Origin of the sequence: Komagataeibacter sp. FNDCR2 (assembly GCF_021295395.1) — a bacterium.
Classification (GTDB): Bacteria; Pseudomonadota; Alphaproteobacteria; order Acetobacterales; family Acetobacteraceae; genus Komagataeibacter.
Map to the genome: position 1 here is coordinate 517,191 of NZ_JAIWOU010000001.1, position 12,969 is coordinate 530,159.

General features: G+C 63.2%; 13 protein-coding genes. 8 read left to right on the forward strand and 5 right to left on the reverse strand.

What is annotated here, in order from left to right; all coding sequences use genetic code 11:
* Positions 1–170: 170 nt before the first annotated feature.
* Together LDL28_RS02315 and LDL28_RS02320 are read right to left on the reverse strand one after the other, a co-directional pair.
* Complete coding sequence (locus LDL28_RS02315; RefSeq protein WP_233057029.1) at positions 171–416, reverse strand: hypothetical protein; 246 nt, start codon at positions 414–416, stop codon at positions 171–173.
* A 14-nt stretch (positions 417–430) separates the two neighbouring features.
* Entirely contained in the window at positions 431–715 is a 285-nt protein-coding gene (locus LDL28_RS02320; RefSeq protein ID WP_233057030.1) for a DUF333 domain-containing protein, read from the reverse strand.
* 284 nt (positions 716–999) lie between these two features.
* Here LDL28_RS02320 and LDL28_RS02325 point away from each other — a divergent pair, with 284 nt between their 5' ends.
* Together LDL28_RS02325 and LDL28_RS02330 are read left to right on the forward strand one after the other, a co-directional pair.
* On the forward strand, positions 1,000–2,913 hold the full coding sequence (locus tag LDL28_RS02325) for a triacylglycerol lipase (RefSeq protein ID WP_233057031.1): 1,914 nt from the start codon (positions 1,000–1,002) through the stop codon (positions 2,911–2,913).
* Positions 2,914–2,939: 26 nt separating this feature from the next.
* On the forward strand, positions 2,940–3,932 hold the full coding sequence (locus LDL28_RS02330; protein WP_233059156.1) for a DUF4105 domain-containing protein: 993 nt from the start codon (positions 2,940–2,942) through the stop codon (positions 3,930–3,932).
* A 91-nt stretch (positions 3,933–4,023) separates the two neighbouring features.
* Here the strand turns inward: LDL28_RS02330 and LDL28_RS02335 are convergent, their stop codons facing one another.
* Positions 4,024–4,371, reverse strand: coding sequence for a hypothetical protein (locus LDL28_RS02335; protein ID WP_233057032.1), 348 nt, complete (start codon positions 4,369–4,371; stop codon positions 4,024–4,026).
* Positions 4,372–4,610: 239 nt separating this feature from the next.
* Between LDL28_RS02335 and LDL28_RS02340 the strand changes: the two genes are divergently transcribed.
* Positions 4,611–5,675 (forward strand): alkene reductase, encoded by a 1,065-nt coding sequence (locus LDL28_RS02340; protein ID WP_233057033.1) that lies wholly within the window; start codon positions 4,611–4,613, stop codon positions 5,673–5,675.
* A 142-nt stretch (positions 5,676–5,817) separates the two neighbouring features.
* Here the strand turns inward: LDL28_RS02340 and LDL28_RS02345 are convergent, their stop codons facing one another.
* Together LDL28_RS02345 and LDL28_RS02350 are read right to left on the reverse strand one after the other, a co-directional pair.
* Positions 5,818–6,246 (reverse strand): DOPA 4,5-dioxygenase family protein, encoded by a 429-nt coding sequence (locus LDL28_RS02345; protein WP_233057034.1) that lies wholly within the window; start codon positions 6,244–6,246, stop codon positions 5,818–5,820.
* 438 nt (positions 6,247–6,684) lie between these two features.
* On the reverse strand, positions 6,685–7,653 hold the full coding sequence (locus LDL28_RS02350) for a S24 family peptidase (RefSeq protein WP_233057035.1): 969 nt from the start codon (positions 7,651–7,653) through the stop codon (positions 6,685–6,687).
* A gap of 267 nt (positions 7,654–7,920) precedes the next feature.
* On the opposite strand from LDL28_RS02350, the gene LDL28_RS02355 reads away from it, so the two are divergent.
* The 5 genes from LDL28_RS02355 to LDL28_RS02375 all read left to right on the forward strand — a co-directional run bounded on the left by LDL28_RS02355 (position 7,921) and on the right by LDL28_RS02375 (position 12,881).
* Positions 7,921–8,499 (forward strand): hypothetical protein, encoded by a 579-nt coding sequence (locus tag LDL28_RS02355; protein ID WP_233057036.1) that lies wholly within the window; start codon positions 7,921–7,923, stop codon positions 8,497–8,499.
* Between the two features lie 177 nt (positions 8,500–8,676).
* Complete coding sequence (locus tag LDL28_RS02360) at positions 8,677–9,792, forward strand: DMT family transporter (protein ID WP_233057037.1); 1,116 nt, start codon at positions 8,677–8,679, stop codon at positions 9,790–9,792.
* A 76-nt stretch (positions 9,793–9,868) separates the two neighbouring features.
* Entirely contained in the window at positions 9,869–10,930 is a 1,062-nt protein-coding gene (locus tag LDL28_RS02365; protein WP_233057038.1) for a hypothetical protein, read from the forward strand.
* A 222-nt stretch (positions 10,931–11,152) separates the two neighbouring features.
* Positions 11,153–11,557, forward strand: coding sequence for a terminase small subunit (locus LDL28_RS02370; RefSeq protein ID WP_233057039.1), 405 nt, complete (start codon positions 11,153–11,155; stop codon positions 11,555–11,557).
* Positions 11,541–12,881, forward strand: coding sequence for a phage terminase large subunit (locus LDL28_RS02375; RefSeq protein WP_233057040.1), 1,341 nt, complete (start codon positions 11,541–11,543; stop codon positions 12,879–12,881). Before LDL28_RS02370 ends, LDL28_RS02375 begins: the two co-directional genes overlap by 17 nt.
* Positions 12,882–12,969: the final 88 nt, after the last annotated feature.

Below are 12,969 nucleotides of genomic sequence, written 5' to 3' on the forward strand. Positions count from 1 at the left end.
GACCGAAAACAGGTAATGGGCAGCCGGGCGATGCGCCACGCAGGCACATCATGAACGCCTATTATGTAACCCCACCGCCCCGGACAGGCAGGTCATCAAATCGTTATACCCTGCGAGGGGTGCCTGATCATCCTGTCCGCCACCCGGCTACATGATGGCGGACAGGACCATCAGCGTGTCCCCCCATGTGCGCGGGGCACGATGGTCCAGCCCGCAATCCTGCTGCCCGGCGGCAGGTGGCACAGGCCGGTGTGGCCATCGGGCGTGACCTGCCACATACCGTCACGACGGGCGCAGTCCTGTGCCGGGGGTGTACGAGAGGCGAGAAGCGGGTCATCACAGCCCCCCAGACCCGCCAGAAACAGACCTGCCAGAAACAGGGCCGCCATAACCCGCCGCGCGGGTGCATAGGGCATGTTACGGGCGCGGGTCAGCGGCGGCGCATGGCAGGATGGTTGCGGCGGAACAGTTTCCATTCCTCCACCAGTTTGCCGCTGGGCAGATGGCACCAGCCGGTTACCCCGCTGCCGGTGCGCAGCATCTCCACCCGCCCCCCACGCTGCACGCAGAATTTCGAAGCCGGGTTCGGCGTCCCGATGGGCGCCACCGCATGGGCGGGCGCAAGGCCGATCACCCCGGACAACAGGCAGGCCATGAACGCCATGACACACAAAACGCAGGCATAAGCGCGGGGCAGGAAAGGAAAAGGGGTCATATCAACTCAGGCCCTTGATGGTTTGCGGCATATCCTGCCGACAGCGACAGAAGTGCGTGGCATGGGGTAGCAGCAATCCACTGCGAATTCCATGGATCGAGGGCTATGCGGGGGGCGGGTGTTCCGCATGGGCCTGTCCCCGGGGCGGGGTTCCCCACAAAAAACAAGGCAGCGTCCTGGCCGCGCCAGTATTTTTTGCCTTTCTTCCTTGTAAGTCCGCCCAGCCTGCGGCGGATCCGCGATTCCCCGCTTGCGCGGTTCACCGGGCCGCCTAATCTGCGGGAATGAAACGGATCTTCACGCGCGCCGCCTGCCGGCCCGTCAACCTGCTGGCGGTGGCGCTGCTGGCGGGGTGTGCCGGGCCGGTTACCGTGCGGCAGGTCTCGCTGGTGCAGAGCTATCGCGCCACCAGCCGCAGCACGCTTCAGGGCCACGCGCCGGGTAATCCTACACTGGTGGTGCTCAACCGCCATGGCCTTCTGGCCCAGTGGCGCGCCCATCCCGACCGGGCCATCGCCACCCTGCGCACGCAGGTCCAGACAGTCGTGACAGACCATGAGGAGGTGGCCGATACGCTGTTCGCGCTGGCGGAACTGAGCTACCGCCAGGGTCTGCGCCACCACAGGGCCGCGGATTTCCTGGCCGCCGCACTGTATGCTTATGCCTACCTGCAACCGGGGCAGGCGGGTGGCCCCAGCCCGTATGATGAACGCTTCCGGCAGGCATGCGACCTGTACAATCTGGGCCTGAGCGCGGCCTTTCCCACCCTGGGTGCGGTTGGGGCGCAGGTACGCGCGCTTCCATTTGGCACGATTGACCTTGGCTTCGACCCCGCGCAACTTCACTGGCATGGCCGCCTGCTGGAAAACATGCGTCCCACCGCAACACTCGCGGTCAGCGGAATGGCAAATGTCTATCGCACCCCCGGACTGGGCGAGGCCCTGACCGCGCTGGCCAGCCCCGTGCCGGATGGCGCCGGCATGCAGGAACATGACGACCCGAATGCGCATGGCAGTTTCAGCATATCGGACCAGATACGCGTTCCCGCCAGCCTGCTGCTGGAAATGGACAATCCCCGCGCACAGGTGCTGACTGGCAGCCTGCACGGTCGGCTGGTACTGCGGGTTATGGATGAAAACCCCGCCACCCGCATAGGCGACGCCACCATCCCCGCTGCCTATGACCAGACCGCCGCCCGCGCGCTGAGCCTGCGTGAGACGGCGCTGTGGACCAAGGAATACCGTGGTTTTCTGGATGGCACGACCTTTGACGGCACGCGCCCGCGACTGGTGGCCATGACCCCGCACCGGCGGGGCAACATGCCGGTGGTGTTCATTCACGGCACGGCGTCCAGCCCCTACCGCTGGGCCAGCATGGTCAATGACCTGCTTGAAGACCCGCGCATCCGGGACCATTTCGACTTCTGGTTCTTTTCCTACGCCACATCCAGTCCCATTCCATATTCCGCCTGGCAGTTGCGCCGGGCCATAACGCAGGCGGTGGACAGCCTGGGCGGATTACGGGCCGATCCGGCGCTGGGGCGCATCACGCTGGTGGGTCACAGCCAGGGCGGGCTGCTGGCGCGCATGCTGGTCATCAACCCCGGGGACAGGCTGTGGAACGGCACGGCGGACCGCCCGCTTTCCGCCTTTCACCTATCCGCCGACGCGCGCCGTCTCATGCGCGAGACGATGTTTCCCACCCCCATGCCCGAAATCCAGCGTGTGGTGTTTATCGCAACACCGCAGCATGGCAGTTACTTCGCCGGCACATCGTTCACGCAGCTTATCGGCCGGATGGCCAGCCTGCCGCTGCGGGTCAGCGAGACCGCGCGCGAGATCATGACCGGCGCGGGCGACAGCACGCATCTGGCCGGGCGCGTATCGCGGCTGGGCAGTGTGTACGCCATGTCGCCACGCAGCGCGTTCATGCGCACGCTGCCCACCATTCCCATTGTAAAGGGGGTGCATACCCATTCCATCATTCCCGTATGCGGCAGCGGCAACCCGCTGGCCCGGGCGGATGACGGCATGGTGTCCTACACCAGCGCGCATATACCCGATGTGGACTCCGAACTTGTGGTACGCCATTCGGAACATTCCACCCAGTCCAACCCCTTCACCATTGCCGAGGTCCGGCGCATCCTGCTGCTCCAGCTTGCGCAGGGGACCATCGCCCCCGCAATGCCACGGCCATGAACCGCCAGCGCGCATGGGCATGGAGCATGCGGGAATTACGGGTGCTGGCCATGGGTGGGGGCACAGTGCTGGGCGGGGCGGCGCTGTATTATTCAACCATCCTGCCCGATACGCTGCGGCTGGGGCTGTGTGGCGGTTTCGGGGTGGGCATGGTGGGGGCGCAATGGTTGCGTCCGCCATGGCTCAGACACGTGGCGCGGGGGGGCATGGCCGCCATGCTGCTGGGCTGGTACATGACTGACCCGCCGCGCAACGACCGCGTATGGGCGCAGGAATACACCATCCCCGCCGATGCCTGGCGCACGGCGAACGTGGTGCATGTGGCCCATGTGCGCAACTTCCGCTACCGTAGCGAGAATGACCTCATCCCCGCATGGTATGACGCCAGCTACGACCTGAACGGGCTGGAGAGCGTGGATCTGGTCACCTCCTACTGGGCGGGGGAGTCGATCGCGCATGTGTTCCTGAGCTTCGGGTTCGCGGATGGGCAGCATCTGGCCATCTCGATCGAGACCCGGCGGCAGGCGCGGTTCGCCTATTCCGCCATCGCCGGTTTTTTCCACCATTACGAACTGTTTTTCGTCACCGCTGATGAACGCGACCTGATTGGCGTACGCACCGACATCCGGCGCGAGCGGGTATATCTGTACCGTCTCGACCTGTCGCCCGCCGTGCGGGAGCATCTGTTCCTCAGCTATGTTGGCGCGATACATGATATTGTTCACCACCCACTATGGTACAATACCCTGACCGATAACTGTACTACTGGCATACTGGCCCGCGCGGGCGCCAAGCTGCGTTATCGGCTGGACTGGCGCGTGATCCTGAGCGGGCATACGGCGGCCATGGCGTATGACATGAACCTGCTTGGCCCGTATGACCGCGCCCGCTATCCGGATTTCGCGGCCCTGCACGCCGCAAGCCATATCCTGCGCCTGCCCGGCGCACAGATCGGGCCGGATTATTCCGCCGCCATTCGTGCGGGGCTGCCCGTGCCGGAAGGGTCAGGCGCCCCATGACGGAGCAGGACGGACAGGAACCCGAAAAAAGGGCTACAGACACCGCGAAGCCAACGCGGCATATGCGAAGCCTCCGATCCCTTCACCCAAATCAGGTCTGTGATACAGGCGGGCTGTCAGGCAGCGCCACGCCCAGCGCAAGGGACGCAGCCGTAACGTTGTGCGCCGTATCGTCAAAGACATATCCCTGCTGGAGCAATCTGGTCGTGTAATACTTGTTGTACATGAAGGCCCACGCGATGCCGAGCACGACGGATGCAAACCCGAAGCTTATGACCCCGACAACCACCCACACGGCGAAAAACCCGAGGAAAGTAATGAAGTCCTGCCGGAACAGGGCAGGGAAGGCCCCGAAGAACAGGGTCGTCCATGAAAAACCATAAAAACCGTTCTTGAGAATGCCGGTTTCCTTATGCCTGAGCCGAACAGTATGGGCCATAATCACTTCCCTGAAATATACATTTTTTAGACCATATAATTGAATTTGACGCAACGGAATATGGTATTTCACTCCGGCGCTTTATTATTTCACACATATGGAAAAAACCGGTTAAAATTCCATGAATATTCATAAAATCCACATATCTCCGCAGGGCGTTCACAAAACCTCCGGGACTTGCGGCGCGCTGGCGGTGCGCCCATCATCGCCGCCAGATGAATGAACCGTGGAGACGTAGCATGCCAACCCTGTTCACCCCACTGAAGGTCGGCGACCTGACCCTGCCCAATCGCGTCATCATGGCCCCGCTGACCCGGCTGCGCGCGGGGGAGAGCCATATTCCCAACGACCTTATGGCAACCTATTACGCGCAGCGGGCACTGGCGGGGCTGATCCTGTCCGAAGCCACGCCCGTCAGCCCGCAGGGCATCGGGTATGAGGGCGTGCCCGGCATCTGGTCGACCGAACAGGCGGAAGGGTGGAAAAAGATCACATCCGCCGTGCATGACGTGGGGGGCCGCATTTTCCTGCAACTGTGGCATGTGGGGCGTATTTCCGATCCGTATTTCCTGAATGGGGAAGCCCCCGTGGCGCCCAGCGCCATCGCGGCGAAGGGGCATGTCAGCCTGCTGCGGCCCAAGCGGGATTATGTGACCCCGCGCGCGCTGGAAACCGATGAGATACCGGGTCTTGTCGCCGCTTTCCGCCGGGGGGCGGAGCTGGCGCGGCAGGCGAATTTCGATGGTGTGGAACTGCACGCGGCCAATGGCTATCTGCTGGACCAGTTCTTGCAGGATTCCACCAATCACCGCACCGACCAGTATGGCGGCTCGATTGAAAACCGCGCCCGACTGCTCATGGAAGTAACCGACGCGGCCATTGATGTATGGGGCAGGGGACGGGTGGGCATGCATCTTGCCCCGCGCTGCGACCTGCATGACATGGGTGATTCCAATCCCGCCGCCACATTTGGTTACGTGGCGACAGAACTGGGACGGCGCGGGATCGCGTTTATCTGCGCGCGTGAGGCGGAAGGCCCGGACAGCCTTGGCCCGCAGCTTAAAAAGCAGTTTGGTGGTGTCTATATTGCCAATGAACGCTTTACCGGCCCCCAGGCCGAACGGGCGGTGGAAGAAGGCCGGGCCGATGCCGTGGCGTTCGGGCAGCCCTTCATCTCCAATCCCGACCTGCCCGAACGCCTGCGTGCAGGTGCGGATCTGACCCCGCCCGATCCCGCCACGTTCTATACCCATGGCCCGCAGGGCTATATCGACTATCCCACCATGGGGGAGTCTGGAGACTGAACGCGAAAGGGGAGGTCTTGTTCTTTCTTGCAAAAAAGAACCAAAAACTCCTGATCGTTTAAGGTTTTTTGCTGTTTGCGTCTGGAAACAACGGGGCAGAAGTCTCTTTTCTTATTTTTATTAAGAAAATCAGGGCATACTCCTATATCTCCACCTCCGCCTCGGGCTGGGTATTGACCTCCCCCGCCGCATCGGGCGCGTCGCTCCATTCAGGCAGGCGGTCAGCCAGCAGGGCGCGGGGGCGGCCGATCCATATACCGTCGCGCAGATGGTCGCGGCGCGGTGCGTGCGTGTTCGGGTGGATCAGGATGCTCAGCCCGCCATGGTTGAGCATGAGCCAGGGAACAAGGGTGGCGAACAGCCCGGTTTCAAAGGCGATCTGGTACATAGGCGCGACATGCGGCCCCACACCCGTTTCATGCCAGCGGCCCAGACGCAGGGCAAAGCGGGATGCAATCTGCCCGCGCAATGCGGTGGCGGCGGTGCGGCCTGCGGGCGTGTCGAAATAGACATGGGCATGATAGCTGGCAATTTCAGCCAGACGGCGCGGGGCAGGCGTATTATCGGTCATGTATCGGCACTTTCGGTGCGTAAAGGGTGGAACCTGTTTCAGAAATCCCGATGGGGCAGCGGGACGCGTTTTCGCCATTCCCCGGCTCAAAATCACGGGGTCGGTTCTGCTCGGTCATGCGGGGCAGGGATTGCCGGAAGCGTCGGGCCGGACGGATGGTAGCGGCCAGAGAAAGGAAGCGTTATCTGTCATGAAGTAATAACGCCTGTCGCGGCGGGAGGTTGTGCGGGCATGACGTATCCGGGCAGGAGGGCAAGCACCTGCCTATGAGGCGAATACGGCGGCAGTAGGGCGGGAGCGCCACTGTGTATGAATAAGCCGCCTGAAAAGCCTGCCCAAGAAATATTCTGCAAATCATAAGGAAGATTATCCCTTACTTTGCCAGTCCACCCCGCGAAGGAAGAATTTCAACCCGACCGCCATGCGCCGCGACGTGGGTCACTTCCACACCCACTTGCCCACCACACGGCCATTTATCACCAGATCGGAGGCATTGACCTCATCCACGGGATAGGTAGGGTTGACGCTGATGATGCGGATCCGCTGCGGGCGGGAATTCGGCACCAGCATGAGCTGCTTGATGACAACGCCCATGCCGTTCCACAGCACATATACCCCATCGGGCGAGGGAACGCGGTGGCTGGTATCGACCAGCACGCGATCACCGGCCATGAATTCCGGTTCCATGGAATTGCCTGCCACACGAATGATCGCAAGTCCGTTCGTGTCCGGCAGGTAGTTGCGGATAAAATCGCGCGGGATGCGCCACGAATCCAGCGTGGGGTGACGCTCCCCATCGCCGCAGGCGGTATGGTCCACAATCGCGCCCGCGCCCGCCTGTGGCGAGATATCATATTCATGCACCGTCACGGTACCGTCATCGCCATGGGTCGGGGCGGTGGCGCGCTCAGCGCGGCTTATGCTTTCGTTCAGGTCCGTCTCACCCGGGACAATGCCGCACAGCGCCCATATCTCGGCCGGGGCAATGGGTGGATCCCCCCGGTCGGTCAGCAGCGGCACAAGGCGGCTGACCATCTCGACGGGAATGAAATCCTTTTTCAGCTTATTTTCATAAAACGCGTAGCTGGAAAATTTCTCCCCCATACCCAGGTCACGGGCCAGCGCACGCACGGTATAACCCGCACGCTCACGCAACGCCTTGAGCCGCTGGGCGGCTGGACTGCTGCCCGCGACCGTGCCGCCGCGCAGCAGGTCGCTGGCGGTGCAACCCAGCACGGCGGCCACTTTTTCCAGCCGGTCGCCACCGGGGTGGCGCGATTTGCCGCGCAGGATGTCATGCACATATGTCTCGTTCAGACCGGCAAGTTCGGCCAGACGCTTCTTGTTGAGGTTGAGCAGCGCCATGCGACGCTCGATCTCGGCTGCGGTGGGGGAGCGTGTATCCATAATGGGAATTATCCCATAATTTCACGCGCTGGTAAAGAAGGATATATCCCATTATCCCGTGGGGATATGGGACATACCTTTCAGGTAATCTCCCGAATCTTTGGGCTAAAGGGTACTGCGTGGATTCCATGCAGGCTAAACATCTTCACCTTATAATACGCGCCGACCGGGGTTTGCGCAGCCGTGTGGCGGAGGAGAGGGAGGCGTGCTACCTGCATGCGACCCCATTAGAATGACATTGTTGCACAATAGCGCACAGGATATGTCATGGCCGTACCGCATACCCGCACCCGCACAACCAGTACTCCCATGCCTGCGGGCATTCCGCACCGTGTCGCCGCGCTATTGCGCGCGGATCGCCGGGCACGGCTGCTTGCGCGGGACATCGCCGCCGGGCTGCAACCCGATATGGGACCAGATGGCCCCGCGGCAATGGCGCGCTCAGTTGAGACCACGCGCATTGCCCTTGCTCCCGGCGCGCGTCCCCATACCGTGCGCCGCCTGCGTGATGGCTGTATGCTTGACCGCCTGTTCCACCGCGCCAATGCAGGGCTGAGTGCCGAACAGCATGAAGCCGGTCTGCGCTTTCGCCGTTACTGGCTACGCAGCACGCATAGCGGGCGGATGGTGCAACGTTACACCCCCCACACCGGCGCCGGTGCGGGCACCATGGAGGAAACCGAGGCTGCCGTGCATGCGCGCCGCGCAATTGATCGTGCGCTGGCCCTTCTTACCCCCGCCCGTGCCCGCACGGTCTGCGCCGTGTGCGGAATGGACGAACACCCTGGCACGCGCACGCGCACGCTGCGCACCGCGCTGGATGTATTGCATGAACAGTGGCGGTGAAGTGAGAGAAGGCATCCCCCTTTACCATTACAAATAGATAAAAGCGCCTTCATTTGGTTACTGCATAATCAAAAATAAAATTATTATTTCCAGTTATTCTTTCGGTAAAGAACATCCTCTACGCATTTTCCATGACAAAGGTATTGCTGAGTCCGCGCATGTGGTAAACTGGAGGGTATGAACAGAACCGGACTCTGCCTTGCCCTGCTCTCCGCCGTGCTGTTTGGCATCAGCACCCCGTTCGCCAAGATGCTGCTTGGGGATATGACACCACAGATGGCGGCGGGCCTGCTTTACCTTGGCTCCGGCGCGGGGCTGGCGCTGGTGCTGCGCGCACGCACCGCATTGCGGCTGCCCACGCATGACGAGGCCCCGCTTACGCGCGCGGACCTGCCGTGCCTGCTGGCGGTTATCGCGGCGGGCGGGGTGGCGGGGCCGCTGCTGCTTATGGTCGGGCTGGCACGGACGGATGCGGCCAGCGCGTCGCTGCTGCTCAATCTGGAAAGCATTGCGACGCTGCTGATCGCCTGGATCGTGTTCCGTGAAAATGTGGACCGGCGACTACTGCTAGGCGCGGGGTGCATCCTGCTGGGCGCGGGCGCACTGTCATGGCAGGGACATGCGACGTTTGCCCCCGGCGCGCTCTACATCGCCGCGGCCTGCCTGTGCTGGGGTGTTGACAATAACCTCAGCGGTCGGCTCTCGGCGGCGGACCCGGTACGTATCGCCATGATCAAGGGCATCGTTGCGGGTAGCGTGAACCTGGCGGCCGCCCTTGTGTTCCAGCATGCGGGCCTGCCGGGAACGGGCATCATCGCCGCAGCCGCCGGAGTGGGGTTTCTGGGCTATGGGGTCAGCCTTGTGCTGTTCATGCTGGGGCTGCGCCATCTTGGCGCGGCGCGTACGGGGGCCTATTTCGCGCTTGCGCCCTTTGTCGGCGCGATGGTGTCGGTCGTGCTGTTCCATGGGCAGGGGGGAGACATGCCGCGCCTGCTGGTGGCAGGCATGTTGATGGGAACGGGGCTATGGCTGCACCTGAGCGAACGCCACGCCCATATCCATGAACATGAGGAAATGGAACACACCCACCGCCATGTGCATGATGACCATCACCAGCACCCCCATGGCCCCGACGACCCGGCGGGTGAGCCGCACACCCACCGCCACCGGCACACAAGATTGGTGCATAGCCACGCCCATTACCCCGACCTGCACCATCGGCACGCACATGACGACAGCCATGGCCACGACCACGGACACGAACATGGCTCCGGTTCCGCGCCTGTGGCCTGAACGCCTCGCCTGTTGCTGATTTGACAGGCTTTATGTCCGACCCGTACATAAAAACCGTGTCAGGCGAAGAAAAGGCATGATGGTGGCGTATCAGGGCAGTGACGTAGTGGACCCGCCTTTCTGGCTGGCCACGCCGGAGCATGATTTTACCGAACTGGCGCATATCGTGCTGCCGGAAGCAGAAAACCTGCTGGCGACACAGGGCGTGTTCGCCCCTTTTGGCGCTGTCATGGACCTGCGCGGCGGTATCGCGCGCGTGACCCCGCCACTCACCATGGCCGACCCCGCAGCCCAGTTGACGCAGGTGCAGGCCGCGCTACGTGACAGCGTACGCACCAGCCCCCGCCGCGCGGCTGCCGTGATCGCCAACTGCACCGTCATCCTGCCCGGTGGGAAAGCGGCGACACAGGCGGCGGTTGTCATGTGCGCGTATCGGGATGGTTCCGCCGCGCAGATTGCCTATCCCTATACCCTGGTCAATGGCCGGGTCATGTTCGCTCAACCCGCATGGGATGAAGGGATGCAGGACATTTTCCCGCCCATAAGGCTGCGGCCCTATGTGCGCGAAGCCTGCCCGCCACGCCCGGCGGGCTATGCCGTGGGGCTGTTCATGGTCCATGGCCTTGACCCTGCGGAGATCCTGCAGCGCCTCGGGCTGAAAAATGCCGGGGCGGGGACGGACATGCCCACTGCGCGCCAGTGCATCGCCCCGCTGCCGGGCGGGTGGTGCGTACTGTGGTGCAATGACATGGCGGATGCGACAGCCCTGCGCGCGCGCATTGCCATACTGGGCACGGGGGCGGACGTAATAGTTACCGCTATTGATGAACATACGTATTCCAGCTGCGCCACTGCTCACCATAACGGGGTGGAGATATGGTCCGTTACCCATGATGGCGGAATCGGCCCGCATGATCTCAAGACCAGCGGCCAGCCGCCTACGCAACTGGCCAATCTTGTGGCGGAAATGGAAAAGGAAGAAGTGGAAAGCGGCTATCCGCCCGGCGCGGTCGATTTTTACTTCGATATTCCCGTGGCACTGGTCCATGCCCTGACCGGGTTCAGCTATTGCCAGCCCGATAGCGCGCAGGGCCATCGTGTCTTTACGCCCCTCATGAAAAGTGCATCACAAGCCTAAGGCGCTACCAGAATTTTTATTAATACATTGATGTATAGCAGCGGGGTCATTTTGACGTTGATAGCCAGGCTGTAATCCCGTCCGCGGGTCGTATGGATATATGTTTGCTGCCTGCACGGTTTTTTTGCATAAACATCTCATCATGACAGAACCGCGCCCGGCACCCCCCTCGGTGGCCGGGCGTTGTGCATTCTGGCCCCCGTAATCCATAGGGAGAACGCCATGCCCCAACACGCTGCCCCGCAGGTGCCGCGGCGCGGGGCGTACAGCCGCCGCCTGGCGGATGAAATCTGCACCCGTCTGGCCGACGGGCAGAGCCTGCGCGCGATCTGTAGCGCGACGGGCATGCCGCATCGCGCCACTGTCTTTCGCTGGTTGCGCGACAACGCTGCCTTTCGCGCCTTATACGCCACCGCACGCGAAGCGGCGTCCGACACCCTGGCCGAGGAGATCATAGCCATAGCCGACCGCGCCACGGGCCGGGATGATGTGCCCGCCATAAAACTGCGCATGGAAGCCCGCATGTGGGTCGCCGCCCGCCTGCGGGCTTCCACCACGCCCGCCCGCGCCGAAAATGGCGCAACCAGCATCGCCATTACCATCACCGCCGATGACACCGCCCTCTGACCCGCACGCACCCCACCAGCCCTTTCACCTGACTGCCGACCAGCGTGCCGCCAACCGGCTGCTGGGTGGTCCTGCCACCCATATCCTGCTGCGTGGCGGCGCGCGTTCGGGCAAGACGTTCGTGCTGGTGCGCGCCCTGGTCATCCGCGCGCTCAGGGCGGCGGAGACGCGGCACGGGATCTTCCGCCACCGGCTGAACGCGCTGCGGGCGACGGTTGTGGCCGATACGTTTCCCACGGTCATGCGGCGGTGCTTTCCCGCCGTGCCGTGGGCGGTCTCACGCACCGACTGGACGGTGGAACTGCCCAATGGCTCCACCATCGTGTTCGGCGGGCTGGATGACGAGGACCGCACCGAAAAGATACTGGGACTGGAATTCGCCACCGTGTACCTGAACGAAGCCAGCCAGATCACCTATGGCGCGCGCAACATGCTGCTGACGCGACTGGCGCAGAAATCACCCCTGGCGCTGAAGGAATATATCGACGCCAACCCACCCACAACGGCGCACTGGCTTTACCGTGTATTCGAGGATGGCGTGGAGCCGACATCCGGCGCGCCGCTTGACCGGGCGGCTTACGCCACCATGCGCCTGAACCCCGATGGCAACCGCGCCAATCTGTCGGCCCAGTATCTGGCCCAGCTTGCCGCCCTGCCGGAGCGCGAACGCAGGCGTTTCGTGCTGGGGGAATACCAGCAGGCGGTGGATGGTGCATTGTGGCGGATGGAGGACTTCCACCGCGCGGCCCCCATTACGCCCACCAGCCGCAATGCGGTGGCCGGACGGATGCGGCGCATTGTGGTGGCGGTTGATCCGTCGGGCTGCGCAGGGCCGGAAGATACGCGATCGGATGAGATCGGCATTGTCGTCTGCGGTGTGGACGCGGCGGGGCAGGGCCATGTGCTGGCCGACCTGTCACGGCGCGATACGCCCGCGGGCTGGGCGCGTGCGGCCTTGCAGGCGCAGGGCGAATGGGGGGCCGAGCGCATTGTGGCCGAGCATAATTTTGGCGGCGCGCTGGTGGAGGCCACCCTGCGCGGCATCAACCCCGCGGCCCCCCTGCGCATGGTTACCGCCAGCCGGGGCAAGGCGGCGCGGGCCGAGCCTGTGGCCGCGCTGTACGAACAGGGTCGCGTGACGCATCACGGCACCTTCGCCACGATGGAGGAACAGTTATGCCAGTTTTCCGCCGCCGGGTACCATGGCCCCCATTCGCCCGACCGGGCTGACGCGCTGGTATGGGCGCTAAGTGACCTCATGCTCGCCGCCCCTCTACCCGCCCCGGCGCGGTGGACGCCTACGCGCTTCAATATGGGGCGGTAGGCCCAGGCCCTGTGCCGCGCGCAAGGGGCGCGTGTGGAAAATGCGCCAGATGGATCGCGCTGCCATGAACCCCTACCCGGACGGCACG

Excerpts from the sequence above, each read along its gene's own strand:
- LDL28_RS02375 (WP_233057040.1), top strand. The coding sequence starts at position 11,541 with ATGACACCGCCCTCTGACCCGCACGCACCCCACCAGCCCTTTCACCTG.
- LDL28_RS02325 (WP_233057031.1), top strand. The coding sequence starts at position 1,000 with ATGAAACGGATCTTCACGCGCGCCGCCTGCCGGCCCGTCAACCTGCTG.
- LDL28_RS02340 (WP_233057033.1), top strand. The coding sequence starts at position 4,611 with ATGCCAACCCTGTTCACCCCACTGAAGGTCGGCGACCTGACCCTGCCC.
- LDL28_RS02315 (WP_233057029.1), bottom strand. The coding sequence starts at position 416 with ATGCCCTATGCACCCGCGCGGCGGGTTATGGCGGCCCTGTTTCTGGCA.
- LDL28_RS02330 (WP_233059156.1), top strand. The coding sequence starts at position 2,940 with ATGCGGGAATTACGGGTGCTGGCCATGGGTGGGGGCACAGTGCTGGGC.
- LDL28_RS02350 (WP_233057035.1), bottom strand. The coding sequence starts at position 7,653 with ATGGATACACGCTCCCCCACCGCAGCCGAGATCGAGCGTCGCATGGCG.
- LDL28_RS02320 (WP_233057030.1), bottom strand. The coding sequence starts at position 715 with ATGACCCCTTTTCCTTTCCTGCCCCGCGCTTATGCCTGCGTTTTGTGT.
- LDL28_RS02355 (WP_233057036.1), top strand. The coding sequence starts at position 7,921 with ATGGCCGTACCGCATACCCGCACCCGCACAACCAGTACTCCCATGCCT.
- LDL28_RS02360 (WP_233057037.1), top strand. The coding sequence starts at position 8,677 with ATGAACAGAACCGGACTCTGCCTTGCCCTGCTCTCCGCCGTGCTGTTT.
- LDL28_RS02370 (WP_233057039.1), top strand. The coding sequence starts at position 11,153 with ATGCCCCAACACGCTGCCCCGCAGGTGCCGCGGCGCGGGGCGTACAGC.
- LDL28_RS02365 (WP_233057038.1), top strand. The coding sequence starts at position 9,869 with ATGATGGTGGCGTATCAGGGCAGTGACGTAGTGGACCCGCCTTTCTGG.
- LDL28_RS02335 (WP_233057032.1), bottom strand. The coding sequence starts at position 4,371 with ATGGCCCATACTGTTCGGCTCAGGCATAAGGAAACCGGCATTCTCAAG.
- LDL28_RS02345 (WP_233057034.1), bottom strand. The coding sequence starts at position 6,246 with ATGACCGATAATACGCCTGCCCCGCGCCGTCTGGCTGAAATTGCCAGC.